Here is a 12,225-nt window from a genome sequence, read left to right on the forward strand (position 1 = left end):
CTGATAACGAAACCAGAATCTTTTTTTTCCCTCGTACTAAAAACTCGACAACATTATTCTTCGTATCAAACACTTCTTCGGGCTTAGAGAAACTGATCTTTCCGCGGCTCATCCAGAACAAAGATCGTTCTTTACTTCATTTACCTTACTCAAAATCGCCTTGCCTTTAAGTGGAGTTTGGAAGCGGTACCAATAAGATGTTTGCTCATGAGTTTTTGTCTGCTTAAAAATGTACCATTTCCATTTCCTCATGGCGGACGGCAAGCTGTCGCTCTGCAGCAACGGCTTTTATAAGTAGGTGCTATTGCTGTCAAGAGCCAAGAGTGATCAAACCGCTGTTCAATCAAATTTACATAGGCTGTTTTGGATGAGATGAGAGACAACGGTTTGGTAAAAATTCTGAGTATAGACAAGCATTCAGCCAACATTATCGGGTTATAAAATTTTTGTTTTATCGAACAGCGAATAAGTGTGTTCCCAGTATATAAATCTTTTAAATTTTAATTATTTTTCGTACGCACGGACAAAGCCATTTCCCGCAGCCCAATAAGATCCTGTGTTTTTAATAATGAGTTTATAGGTTCCAGGTTTAACATTTGTCCAACCGATTGTTTTATTGTTAGAAGTGAGAAGTTCTCGCACCGAAATTTCGCCGGCTTTATTTTTTGTAGTTGTTTCTTCTAAATCATAAGCCATATCGGCTGACCAAGCTGTTCCCTGACCTTCTCTGTCTTTGGTTTCCCATTGAACAAGCGTAACGTAAACATCTGAACTTTTATTCGTGGTAATAGTTCCGCTTGAAGGCAGAGGGCTGCCGCTCTTACTAAGCATCGAGAAGCTATATGAAAATCCTGTACGATCTTCTAGGGTGGTAATGATGCTAGGAACGTTTAAATTTGAAATGCTATCAGCAGTAGCGTATGTATTTCCGGAAAAACTCAAAACTGAGGCTACAGCGAACGAAAACAATGCGACGGCTTTTACTTTTTTCATAATGATTTGTCTCCTTTATCCTTTTAATTTTAAATATACTGAGAACACATGTATATAATACTATCAATAAACAAAAATGTAAATAATTTCATGGATATATGTTTTGTTATTTACAATAATTTAAAAGAAAACTTTCTATCTATATTTTAATTTATCCGTTCTAAAGATAGGGCTTTGATGCAACAAGAGTCCCTGCTAGAAAGCAAGGACTCCTGCAAATCAATTTATTCTTACTACAGTAAAACTATCGGTCTCCCAATCGCCAAGCCATGTATCCCAATCCCCATATGCATAAATTTTAAGCAGGACTTTAATAGATGCTTGTGAATTAACGGGAACTATATTAGATACAGCCGCGTCGAGAGTGACTGAGGAACCTATTGTTCCACTTCCTACCTGAACCATCTGAGTACTGTTCATCAGATAGAGTTGGTAGTAAGCTGCACCAGCGGTTGACTTTTCTGCTGTAATTTTTATTTTGTTCGTGCCCGGTCCGTAACTGTTAGCGTCCGTGTAAACCCTTGCCCTGATTTTATTTTTAGTTTGCCATCCTGAATCTGCCAGAGGTGTAATTAATCCTTGAGGAGATACAGCATTTTGTTCTGCAAGAGCTACGGAAGATACAGAACTGAGAAGTAAGGTGGCCACTAAAAATGAAACAATAGATTTTTTCATAGTAATCCTCTCTTAAATGTAAATACTTGTACATATTAGGATGAATTACTTTAGTTTTATTTGTAAACATACAATCTACATATCAATTCTCTTAAAATGTTAATAGTCAACTAAAAATTATGTTTAATAATGGATATACTTATATTCTATATAAATAAGTTATAGAGAATGCTATATTCATGGGGAAATAACAAATAGGAGGTTGTAATAATGAAAAAATCATTGGTTACATTAGTTCTGGCTGGCGTACTCTCTCTAGTTGGCGTGTCTGAAGCTTTTGCTGCAAATCAATATGAATATAAATCCTTGACAAACAATCAAAGCGGAGTGACAAACTGGGTACAGGGACAACACGCATATGGAAGATGGACACTTCAAGTAACAAGCGGTACTGTTAATGCAAATTTGTATGAATCTTGCCCAGGCTATCCTGCTTTTATTTATATGGAAGGGCTAACAGTTACGGCTGCCAACGGTAGTAGTGCAGAAAAATCAAGTGATTATTATATGTCGGGTAATTGCTTATATCAAGTAGAAGTATATAAAGATAATAACAAGGCTGTAAGCTCAAAGATACACATTAGAAACTACAAGTAAACTAGTCCTTTTCCTTGCTCCTCTTAACGAATAAGGAGGAGCAAGGACTTTAAATAATATAAATCTGTTCAGTATGGTTATGGCAATTACTGCGAAAATAGAAGTTGCGTGGGGAATGATTGGAATATGATAGAGACAATGTAAACCTTTTGCAAGATAGTTTAATAAATTCGGAATAAATATCAGAGATGGGATATGGAAATTTTTTTACTGAATCAAATAAGATAAAGGATCAGAAAATGAAGTCATTTTGATAGCTGCGCGTCTTGGGGATTGAGCCGGTCAAAAGGAAGTAATGATTTAGCGGCTTTCTCTAGAGAAAAGTAGGAGAGTTTTCAGAAAATTGTTTTTAGCAATGTTCAAGAAATTCCCTTGCAAGATAAATTGATCAAATTATATCAAAGCGAATTTAAAAAGAACAACCGACTAGAAAAGAAACTGAATAAGGAATTTACTGAGCTGCGTTTCTTAAACTTAATTGAAATAAAAGAATGAAACTGTACATTGCGGGCATTAACCATAACGATCCAATGTGTCGGAAGCAATTTTAATTGAATGGATGCGATTGATAAAAGACGAGAACACAGATAACCCAAGTTTTGTAGCGCCTGAGTGGGACGACAAGTTTTTAAAATGTTGAAATCTCAACGCGCAAATTTTCTGGAAATGATAATAAACGAATGGGACTTTTTGTTCTTAGAAGAAGCAAGAGATATTTCATTTTCTAAATCTACCAATTGTATGGTTAGACAATGGCAGAGATTTCGACGAGGCTGTCGTTTCTAATTTCTCTATGTACAGAATGAGTTACTTAAAAAAACTTAAACGCTGATAAAGATAGACAAACCTTTCTGAGGAACTTAAGTACAAAAATAAGGGAGGATGCTATTAATTTGGTAGGGGACAATCCATCTATCAACAAAATGCGGGACAGAATATTTTATAAGGCGATTGAAGATCGAAGTGAGAATAAAGAAAGAGCCTGGGGAAATCGTTATAGTTGGATCAAATCATGCTACAGATACACCTAGGAGCATGAGAAACTTATTGGAGCAACGCGGGCATCAATGTATTGTTAATCTCATTGATCCTATTTAAGGTAATAAAATGAGTCTTACATATATTAAAAACATTCCTATACAAGGTTATATTCAATCGAACTGACCTAATATAGAATAACATAAAATTACAAATTTAACAAATACATAATAGTATTCCTATTTCATATACCTTATATTCGTGGTAATATATGTCAGAATATAAAATAGGAGTTGATATTTTGTTTAGTTTATCAAAGACAGCTTTATCTCTGCTTCTAACAACAGTTGTAGTTGGAGCAACGCCAATTGTTTCTGCAAGTGCTCTAAGTGAATCAAAATCTTTTGTTACAAGCGAAAAAAATCAGCAAGGTTTAAGCATTCCATCAACAATAGAGGAATTGCTAAAAGATCCAAGATATAAAGATTTGACCTTTACTGATGGGAGTGTCAGTTTATACAAGAGACTCGAATCTCTAAAAAATGAATATCCCAATATCACCGCCGATCAGGTCACTGATATTTATATGAAAGAGCGCGGGATCGGCTATGAAGAAGCTAAATCCATATGGATGGAACTTACACCTGCCGAGAGAGCTTTAGCTATTTCAAATCCTATAATTGCTGCAGTTATTGATAGTTGTAAAGAAAAAGCATATCCTTATACAAGTACAAATTATGGTAAAAGTGGACAGGGCAGGTGAAATGTATATACTTCACAATTAATAGTATTCTAGTAGAGATACGGAATAAACTCTCCGTATCTCTACTAGAATATCAACATTGAGAAAGTAGGCAAAAAATGAAAAAATGGATAGTCATACTTTTATCAGTTGCAGTATGTATTTCTGTATTATCTTTTTTATATTTGTTTAATGGGAAACCATTACCAGAAGCACCTAGAGCCTACATTAAAAGTGCGAGCATAGATATACCAGTGGAAACCGCATCGTATTATTGGAAATTTGGTAAAGAAAAGAACATGTCCCCTTGGTATGCAGTCAAAGATAAAGAAGCTATAATCGTACCTAAAAATTCAACAATTAAGATTTCCTTTAAGAGAGAACCGGATGGTCCTCCGATTATTAGACAAGTCATTACTGACAATGACAATAGAGATATAGAAACAAAGAATTCTAACGAAATAACAGTACCGTCCTCAGAAGGAATTTACATGTATAGTATTAGTGCAGACTGGTCTGAAGGAAGCGCTCAATATGCAATAAAGGTGCATGTTAAGTAAAGCTTATGCATTAGGTTAGACGAATTTAGAATGATCGTTAGTGGACTCGTTTGCAAATAAGTATCAGGAAAAATAAAAATCAGTGCCATTACTAAAAATAGTATTTTTGAAATATTTTTAGACATTCTAACTCTCCCATGTATCTTATTCGCCGGCCGGCTAGGTAAATATGCCATATTGATACAATTGAGTCAAATGTGTTAATTTTTCCTCTGAATTATTACTCAATGTGTTTTTGTCCATTCCTACTTGATTGATATATCTTTCCATCTGTATCTTCACTATAGTAATAAGTGTTCTCAGCTTCATCGTTAAATTGAACCGCAACTGCATAATCATTAATACCAACAAATTTTTGCGCCTTAACTGTTTTGAATATGTAATCCTTTGATTCGAAGCCCTTGGTTTTAAGATGCTCTACTGTTCTTTTTTCAAGAGATTGACTAATTGCAGTGTTAATTTTTATTTCACTTCCATAATAATCTCCAATAAAAAAACCTATAGCCAACATTAAGACAAATAACACAATAAGCCAAATTTTACGAATAGTTTTCACTCTCCTGGGTGGAATAGAATAAAATAAAAATTCGAATAGAGGAAGCCCTGTGAAACGCACTCACAGGGCTTAGAGATGATTCTTGAAACGCAATCAATATACTATATATAGTAAAATATGTAAAGTTCCACATTGGTTAATGAAAAGAGAAATTGATGAATGGATATTTATATAAATAAAAATATGAAATACATAATAATCATGGAGACGATTAAGTATGGTTATGGATTCTACCACTAAGTTTGATCTGTAGCCCAAATATAAAAAGGACGGGTCGATAACGCGCGTTATATATTGTGCTAAGATGCTAAAAGGAGATCATATGGAAAATAAAAATCCAAAATTTAATATCAACAAAGCAGATATGCCTCTAGGAACAAATTATTCAGGTTCTAGGCTTTGGAAGAAGGAACGACTACGAATTTTGAAGCAACTCCTTTGTCCAGTAAGTCTGTTACAGTAAAGAGATACGATAAACACATTTAATGACGTGATTTTCAATCGGTTAAAAGACAAAGAAAGCAGGTCATAAGCCCTTGTTTTTTTTATTTTAGAGTGTTAATATTTCAATTACAGTTAAGTGTTTTTAGGTCGGTTTTGTGGTAGGATTTTGGTAGGAAACTTGTTGATATCAAAGGAAATGACGAGTAATCAAAGTAACTGAAGATTTCTCGGAAATCCAGCAGTATCAAGGGTTTGGGTAACCAATGAATATTACAAGTCATCAAAAGAACATACGAAATTGAATATTGAACCTTCGGGGTAGGAATATATCCACGTAATAATCCAAGAGGCTAAAACCCAGTATTATCAAGGGTTTTAGCCTTATTTGTTTTGAAAAAAATATAAACTGGCAGTATTTTCGGCAGGAAACCATAAGTAACATTATACACTGAAGGGAAACGAGTTAAAATATATTCAATTTAACATTTTTTCAAGCGTTTTAACGGCATCCGCCTGGATGTTTGGCATCATGTGCGAATAAGTATCTAGGGTGATTTTGATGGATGAATGCCCGAGTAATTCCTGGACAATTTTCGGATGAATTCCACCACTCAAAAGAATCGAGGCACAGGTATGTCTTAAATCATGGAATCGTATTGGACGGACTTTTGTTTTAGAAAGTATTCTAAGCCAAAACTTATGGAAATTACTCCAGCTTACAGGCATTCCATTTTTACGACATACTACTAGATCATAATCTTTATACTCCTCTTGAGTTTCCCACTTTTCTCTAATTATCGTAGTCCGGTGCATACGTAATTCCGGTACTACGATTGGGGGGGTAGAAATGGAGCGATTGCCGGAAACAGTGTTTGCACCATCTTTAATTTCACCTTTAAAGGCTAATATTTGGCTGATCCTAATCTGTCCGAAGACCAAGTCAATGTCTCTCCAGCGTAGTCCGAGTATCTCGCCACGCCTCATTCCAGTGTAAATAGCAAGAACAAATATTATTCTGTGCCGGTGCTCAAGTCCATCTAGAAATTCCTTAACTTCATCAACTGTCCAAAAATCAACTCTCCCTTTTTTGACAGCAGGCTTAGAGCCAAAGCCAGTCTTGATATCGTAAACTCCTTTTCTAATTAGCAATATAATCGTTATATCTGTCTGCCATTCATTCGCGTCATTTATGATACACTCAATTTTTTCAGAACTGCCATTTATTTTAACTTTGGTTTTCTCGCATAAATCAAATGCAGTAGATTTTGGTTCATAAGAAGTCTGAATCATCCAATTATTGTAGTTTTTCATGACAACTTCCCAATGCTTTTAAATATATTTCTCGTAAAACTTCTGGAAAGTAGGTTATCCAGGCGCATCAGGCATTCCCTAAGTGCCAATTTTAGTTTGCAACCCAGTTACTTGTAATTCCGATCTTTTATTGAAATGACTTGAAAGTCGTAAAGAAGAATTCAGTTCACGTTCCAAATATTTTTTATACATTAATCGACCTAGTATATTGATTTGTGGGTTTGTTATAACTTCGTTAATGGTCGATTTGTCATCGTTAATTTTTAACGAAATATGCAAATTTTCCTCAAAATCACCAAATGCTATTTCTAAATATGTTACTACAATGTTATCATCTATGTTTACATCTAACTCGGGATGTTTAGATAAGTCTTCGTTTATAGATGAGTAAAAAACATCATAAATCTTTTCTAAAGGCGTACCCATATAATCACCACTGATTATTTAGTTTTTAGTGGAACCTTTGTACTTTTAACATCGTTTACGTCGCTTACAGCTTCACCATTTTCCTGAGCCACAGGCATGCCAGTCTCAGTTTCAATAAGCTTTAGGATTTTAGCATCGATAGAAGATTCTTTATATTGTTCTCGTGCAAGTATTACAATTTTTTCTTTAGTCCCTTGGCTCAAGTCTGCTCCGAACAATTTCTTCAGCTCTTCAATATTGCCTGCTGTCACAACTTCTTTTAATTCTTCCCGAGATAGCGAATTAACATCAACTGTGTCGCCATCTTCAAGACCCAGCTCTTGCCGCATTGACTTGTCATCAATATAAAGGTGACCCTTTTGAATCATTTTGCATGAGTTAAAGATATGCCAAATATCATCATGAGAAACATTGATAGATGTTCCCGGCTTTCTAAGGATCTTAATTTTACCTTCTTGATTGTCAATTCCAAGACCACCAACAGGCATGTTATTAACTACTTTTACAAGCTGTTCTTTTTTTACTGCCAAAATGATTTCCTCCCAAAATAAAAATAGAGTGGAGATAACCCCTCATTTTATTATTACAAAGATGTGTTTTCGTATAGAGCCATATGATTAATTGCTAGTACGGAGATACCAGCTTTACGATAGTACTCTTTTGTTGTAGACCAGTCGCGCTCCTGTTTATCTCTAATATGCATCTTACCCTCTAGAACAATTTTTACAGGCTTGTCTCCATTAATCGGTGCCATGTAGATATAACCGTCATCGAGCAGTTTTTGCGCGTTTGTTTCGTCGGTAAAAGAGTTAGGTAGCTCTACGACATCAGATCCCTTGTATTTACCTACATGTCCGAGATTACTAATATCGAGCCGATCTGCTTCAGAAGTTTTATTCCAATCGAAACCTGCACCATTAGAGATACCAGTCAAGCCAACACCTGTACCGAATACAACTGGCTTTCCATAAGCTTGGACTACACCTTATAGCTTATCAAATTCAGCTTGAATGAATGTTCCAGCTGCGAATCTATTTGCGTTGTTAGTGGTCCCAAACGCTCCTACAAGGGCGTCTTGGATACCTGCATAAATTTGATCCATAATAGCATCGACAAGTTTAATAATCATATCAGCAAAGTCAACGCGTCCCGAAGCTAGATCTTCATATTCTGCGTATACTGCTCCAGAAATTGGTGCTGTTTGAGTTACAAATGTATTTTTATATAGTTTTTGACGTGGTTGCTCAACACCGAGAGCAGTATAGGCTGCAGAAATTTTACCATTCTTAACATGCCACTTTTTAGTGACTCCATCACCAACTGTCGCAAAATCAGCAAATACTCCTAGTCGTTCAGCGATTTTAATTGGCAAGATAGCATCAACAGTTTCTTCTACGATTTCATTAATCAAAATAGCATTACGTCGATAATCTTTGCCCAATTCAGCAAGGTAATTCCGCATTCCTTCTACTCGCTGTTCCGGTGTGAATTTGGCGTCAGAACTTTTGCCGAGCACTGCGTCAACTGCACAAGTCAAAATACGTTGTTCAATCATTTATGTAATCCTCCAGTATATTAAATATTTACTTTACAATTTTAACTTGAACGGCATTGTCACCGTTTAGTTTAGTTTTACCAATCACTTCAACAGGTAGATATGCAGTAGTGTCGGCCGCGGCATAGAACACAAGCTTACCACTAGATTGTACATGTCCTTTATCTCCAACTTGAATAGAATTAAAGTCTGAGCGCGGAGAAGTGCCGCCTGTGTATCCAATTGTTGTGGCGGTAAAGATGTCCCCTGCGACCTTTTCATATGTACGCGGTTTCAAATTAGAACCAGCCTTATTAATAAAATCGCCTTCGTTCATGCTTTCAGATTGGTGACAAACAGAGGCAACCAGCACCACACGATCAGCTACAGAGGTAGGGAGTTTGAGTTCGCCATTTACTTCGTCCTGTACTACAAATTATCCATTTTCTAAATCAACTTTCGCTTTAAGACGACCATCCGGAGTACCGGAAACTCGATCCAAGCGAACGATACCATATTTATTTGCCATTTCTATTTGTTCCTCCTTAAAATTAAAAAACAGCCAACATTGGCTGATTAATTATTTACATATTGAAACGAGAAAGCTCATCTGCTCCAAGATCTTTTTGCTGAGTCACAGAGAAATATGTTGACTGCTTCCATTAATTTGTTTTAGTTTTCTATTTAACCAAACAGTTTCAATTTGCTTCAAAATCCTTGTCAGAGTATTAGTAAGTACATCGATATTTAAAACACCGGTTGAAAAATTCCCGCCTTTTTAATGCTCCCTCGCCAATTCCTGATCCCATTAATACATCGCTCTGTACTTCCTGCATTTTTCCCTTTTCAATTGCTGAAAGCTGCAGAGGAATATCAGAGTACTTAGTACCTCCAAGCACAGTCAAACATCCTACATTTGCGGGCAAGAGTTTTTTCTAATTTTCATGCATTTGAATAATTTCCTCTTCGCCTAAGATAGAATGACCCTCTTTGTCCACTAGAATTTGTTGTACTATTATTTTCCTTTTCTGAGATCCAATAATATCACGATCTAGTTCGCGCATTTCTTCATAAAAAATAATGTCGTCAACTGATCCATAAAGTAGTCCTAAGCCTTCAGAACTTTCTAAATTTGTTCCGATTTTTAACGTATAAGTTTTAGTGTGGGGGAGAGTCCTCCACTGATACTCATGTGCAAAGTTTTCGTTCTTATTGTCAATTCGTTGCTTATACCGTATATATAATCTTTTGAATTCTTCATCATATCCATTTAATTGAAACTCTTTTTCATGCATTGTAGGAAACTGATCGAAATACTCAAAATTAAATTGAATAATCGGATTACCATCAGATGCTACACCAATTATTCGTGTGTAATCTAACGGTAACGGCTGAAGATATGAATCACGATCATACGCACTATAACGGCCATATTTAAGTAGTTTGAAAAACATATCATCAAGAGTGGTGTCTAAATTACAATCACAAATATTCTCTTACTTTAAAATATTTATTTTCAAAAGTTCCAACGTTTAATTTCTCAATATTTTTAATTAGAGGAGATATTGTATATTCAAATGAGATAATATTTTTTGAAGTATCAATTAGCCTTCGATATATTCCATTTAAACTGTAAAGGTAATCCGACATCTCTCAAAGCTTCACCGAATTAGTGACATGGTTTCTTAATAACTCTTGAACGACAGCACTATTATATTTATGTCTTTTATTCGGAAGGTTGCCGAATGTTGAATTTGAGAAGGTGGGGGGAGGTATGAAAGCTCGGCAGTTATTATTCTTCCAGCTTCATTTTTTAAAATTGTTATTTTATCGGACAGATGCTCTTCCTCCTCTCATTAGTTGTATAGAAATATCATATTCTTAGATTTTTGTTTACCAGTTATATTTTTTCTTCTTAGCTGTTGAAGTTTCCATGCCAACATAGCTAAACAATAGGATCTGTCGTCATTCATTTTATTTTGCTTATCTGGAGAAAGGGCATATCTATAGCCACCGCTCGGATTGTCATAACGATAAATATTTACTGTTTCCTCTTTAGTTAAGTCTATATTCTTAAGTGCCATTTCCTCATCAAACGTTAATTTATGGATCTTGGGAACAGCTTGTTTCATGTCTTTTGACTCTTCAAAGAGGGTTAAGTGCTCTTTCATATCGTATTCCTCAGTAAATGAGATCAGATCTAAACCTAACATTTCAACAAGGGCGTCTGCTTCAATAAGCGTAGAATCCCACAAATTTGATATAAACGGCCTGTTTAAAACAAGGAGTGTCCGTTTTACGCTCTCTAAGTCGTTTGAATTTGTATCAGACATAATACAATTTTTGCAAACGTGAAATCTCTGATCCGCATGGTATTTTGAATTGGACATCCAGAAATCTGTGTTAAGGTTTTTATTTTTTAGACATGCTGTACATGTTTTCTTCAAAGGTTCATTTCTAGTTTTTATCGAGTTCTTGATAGGACGTCCCTCCACCAACTTCTAATGTTAATGAAGGGGAATAGGAAGAATAACATTATTTAGAAACTCTTGATACAGAATTCTCTGCCTTCATTCTTATGAGTAAATGAAAGCACACCAAATCGTTACATTCTGATGTGCTTGATATTTGCTCATATGCTTACCAATTCTTTGTTTGTTCGAGTATCGCTGCTTTCAACTGTATTTCTTTTGTAAGGATCTCGCGCAAGGTAATCTCTTGTGTTTCCTGTGCAACCATACGTAATACTGACTCATAATCAATTCTTGACTTGCATTTCTCCAAGATATCCAAACATGCAGCGATCATACAATCGGACTCATTTTCAAAATCGCTTAGAACGATTACGTTAATTGGAGAAGTATCATTTTTCATTTACATCACATCGATTCAGAGGGATATCAATGGTGTACTCAATTCGTTCACCATTTAATATATGCATTTTCTGCATTGGTTCAGCATACAAGCGTTTAGAAACTGCGTAATCATCAACATCAATTAGCGATCCGTTTGAGATAACTTTAGTTCTACCATGCTCCTTGACTGTGTCATGATGAATGTGGCCGCAGAAAATATACTTAGATACAACGCCGATTACTTGAGGGAGAGTTTTAGCTACATTCGACACATGATCCAAATCTGATACAGCTTGATTAATGTCGGTAAAAACTACAACGGAGTTACCATTGACGCTACAGATGGATTAACTGTGACGGATACGAAAAATAAGATTAAAGCAAAACTCAACGCAACAGAGGGATTCCACTTTTTGAAGAACGAAAATGGGACTTGGATTAGCATGTTGAAGTTCGATAGCCAAACAGGTAACTTATCTGTTGATGGCTCCATCAATGCAAGAGAGCTGAAGATTAACGGGGAGAACGTGCTTGCGAGGCATTAAGATTAATGG

Annotated in this window: 15 protein-coding genes; 4 read left to right on the forward strand and 11 right to left on the reverse strand. The window is 35.6% G+C overall.

Annotated elements, in window-relative coordinates:
- Window positions 1-504: 504 nt before the first annotated feature.
- Window positions 505-993 (reverse strand): hypothetical protein, encoded by a 489-nt coding sequence (locus HMPREF1207_RS24820; protein ID WP_009674105.1) that lies wholly within the window; start codon window positions 991-993, stop codon window positions 505-507.
- A gap of 219 nt (window positions 994-1,212) precedes the next feature.
- A complete protein-coding gene (locus HMPREF1207_RS24825) occupies window positions 1,213-1,668 on the reverse strand; it encodes a hypothetical protein (RefSeq protein ID WP_016424062.1) in 456 nt (151 codons plus the stop codon).
- A gap of 210 nt (window positions 1,669-1,878) precedes the next feature.
- Between HMPREF1207_RS24825 and HMPREF1207_RS24830 the strand changes: the two genes are divergently transcribed.
- The 3 genes from HMPREF1207_RS24830 (at window position 1,879) to HMPREF1207_RS24840 (ending at window position 4,545) form a co-directional block, all read left to right on the forward strand.
- A complete protein-coding gene (locus HMPREF1207_RS24830) occupies window positions 1,879-2,265 on the forward strand; it encodes a hypothetical protein (RefSeq protein WP_016424063.1) in 387 nt (128 codons plus the stop codon).
- A 1,279-nt stretch (window positions 2,266-3,544) separates the two neighbouring features.
- A complete protein-coding gene (locus HMPREF1207_RS24835; protein WP_036740325.1) occupies window positions 3,545-4,006 on the forward strand; it encodes a hypothetical protein in 462 nt (153 codons plus the stop codon).
- 98 nt (window positions 4,007-4,104) lie between these two features.
- A complete protein-coding gene (locus HMPREF1207_RS24840; RefSeq protein WP_016424065.1) occupies window positions 4,105-4,545 on the forward strand; it encodes a hypothetical protein in 441 nt (146 codons plus the stop codon).
- Between the two features lie 220 nt (window positions 4,546-4,765).
- Here the strand turns inward: HMPREF1207_RS24840 and HMPREF1207_RS24845 are convergent, their stop codons facing one another.
- The 9 genes from HMPREF1207_RS24845 to HMPREF1207_RS24875 form a co-directional block, all read right to left on the reverse strand.
- Entirely contained in the window at window positions 4,766-5,101 is a 336-nt protein-coding gene (locus tag HMPREF1207_RS24845; RefSeq protein ID WP_036740328.1) for a DUF3139 domain-containing protein, read from the reverse strand.
- A gap of 918 nt (window positions 5,102-6,019) precedes the next feature.
- Entirely contained in the window at window positions 6,020-6,856 is an 837-nt protein-coding gene (locus HMPREF1207_RS24850) for a tyrosine-type recombinase/integrase (protein ID WP_009674078.1), read from the reverse strand.
- A 78-nt stretch (window positions 6,857-6,934) separates the two neighbouring features.
- On the reverse strand, window positions 6,935-7,282 hold the full coding sequence (locus HMPREF1207_RS28935) for a hypothetical protein (protein ID WP_009674062.1): 348 nt from the start codon (window positions 7,280-7,282) through the stop codon (window positions 6,935-6,937).
- A gap of 14 nt (window positions 7,283-7,296) precedes the next feature.
- Complete coding sequence (locus tag HMPREF1207_RS24855) at window positions 7,297-7,812, reverse strand: hypothetical protein (protein WP_009674079.1); 516 nt, start codon at window positions 7,810-7,812, stop codon at window positions 7,297-7,299.
- A gap of 53 nt (window positions 7,813-7,865) precedes the next feature.
- Window positions 7,866-8,216 carry a hypothetical protein gene (locus HMPREF1207_RS24860; protein ID WP_016424066.1) on the reverse strand — a complete coding sequence of 117 codons (351 nt, stop codon included), beginning with the start codon at window positions 8,214-8,216 and terminating at the stop codon, window positions 7,866-7,868.
- A 51-nt stretch (window positions 8,217-8,267) separates the two neighbouring features.
- Window positions 8,268-8,837: a hypothetical protein gene (locus HMPREF1207_RS24865; protein WP_009674129.1), complete on the reverse strand. Its 570-nt coding sequence runs from the start codon at window positions 8,835-8,837 to the stop codon at window positions 8,268-8,270.
- Window positions 8,838-8,865: 28 nt separating this feature from the next.
- The gene (locus HMPREF1207_RS29435) at window positions 8,866-9,153 is read right to left on the reverse strand and encodes a hypothetical protein (protein ID WP_138918179.1); all 288 of its coding nucleotides are present in this window, start codon (window positions 9,151-9,153) and stop codon (window positions 8,866-8,868) included.
- A 598-nt stretch (window positions 9,154-9,751) separates the two neighbouring features.
- On the reverse strand, window positions 9,752-10,270 hold the full coding sequence (locus HMPREF1207_RS28530) for a hypothetical protein (RefSeq protein WP_016424067.1): 519 nt from the start codon (window positions 10,268-10,270) through the stop codon (window positions 9,752-9,754).
- 402 nt (window positions 10,271-10,672) lie between these two features.
- The gene (locus tag HMPREF1207_RS24875; protein WP_231392136.1) at window positions 10,673-11,149 is read right to left on the reverse strand and encodes a hypothetical protein; all 477 of its coding nucleotides are present in this window, start codon (window positions 11,147-11,149) and stop codon (window positions 10,673-10,675) included.
- An 875-nt stretch (window positions 11,150-12,024) separates the two neighbouring features.
- Between HMPREF1207_RS24875 and HMPREF1207_RS24880 the strand changes: the two genes are divergently transcribed.
- The gene (locus tag HMPREF1207_RS24880) at window positions 12,025-12,216 is read left to right on the forward strand and encodes a hypothetical protein (RefSeq protein ID WP_036740331.1); all 192 of its coding nucleotides are present in this window, start codon (window positions 12,025-12,027) and stop codon (window positions 12,214-12,216) included.
- Window positions 12,217-12,225: the final 9 nt, after the last annotated feature.

This window comes from Paenibacillus sp. HGH0039 (genome assembly GCF_000411255.1).
Classification (GTDB): Bacteria; Bacillota; Bacilli; order Paenibacillales; family NBRC-103111; genus Paenibacillus_F.

What these genes read in the sequence shown, in the direction of transcription:
- HMPREF1207_RS24840 (WP_016424065.1), top strand. Translation starts at nt 4,105, where the DNA reads ATGAAAAAATGGATAGTCATACTTTTATCAGTTGCAGTATGTATTTCT.
- HMPREF1207_RS24875 (WP_231392136.1), bottom strand. Translation starts at nt 11,149, where the DNA reads ATGTCTGATACAAATTCAAACGACTTAGAGAGCGTAAAACGGACACTC.
- HMPREF1207_RS28935 (WP_009674062.1), bottom strand. Translation starts at nt 7,282, where the DNA reads ATGGGTACGCCTTTAGAAAAGATTTATGATGTTTTTTACTCATCTATA.
- HMPREF1207_RS24850 (WP_009674078.1), bottom strand. Translation starts at nt 6,856, where the DNA reads ATGAAAAACTACAATAATTGGATGATTCAGACTTCTTATGAACCAAAA.
- HMPREF1207_RS28530 (WP_016424067.1), bottom strand. Translation starts at nt 10,270, where the DNA reads ATGTTTTTCAAACTACTTAAATATGGCCGTTATAGTGCGTATGATCGT.
- HMPREF1207_RS29435 (WP_138918179.1), bottom strand. Translation starts at nt 9,153, where the DNA reads ATGAACGAAGGCGATTTTATTAATAAGGCTGGTTCTAATTTGAAACCG.
- HMPREF1207_RS24865 (WP_009674129.1), bottom strand. Translation starts at nt 8,837, where the DNA reads ATGATTGAACAACGTATTTTGACTTGTGCAGTTGACGCAGTGCTCGGC.
- HMPREF1207_RS24830 (WP_016424063.1), top strand. Translation starts at nt 1,879, where the DNA reads ATGAAAAAATCATTGGTTACATTAGTTCTGGCTGGCGTACTCTCTCTA.
- HMPREF1207_RS24820 (WP_009674105.1), bottom strand. Translation starts at nt 993, where the DNA reads ATGAAAAAAGTAAAAGCCGTCGCATTGTTTTCGTTCGCTGTAGCCTCA.
- HMPREF1207_RS24825 (WP_016424062.1), bottom strand. Translation starts at nt 1,668, where the DNA reads ATGAAAAAATCTATTGTTTCATTTTTAGTGGCCACCTTACTTCTCAGT.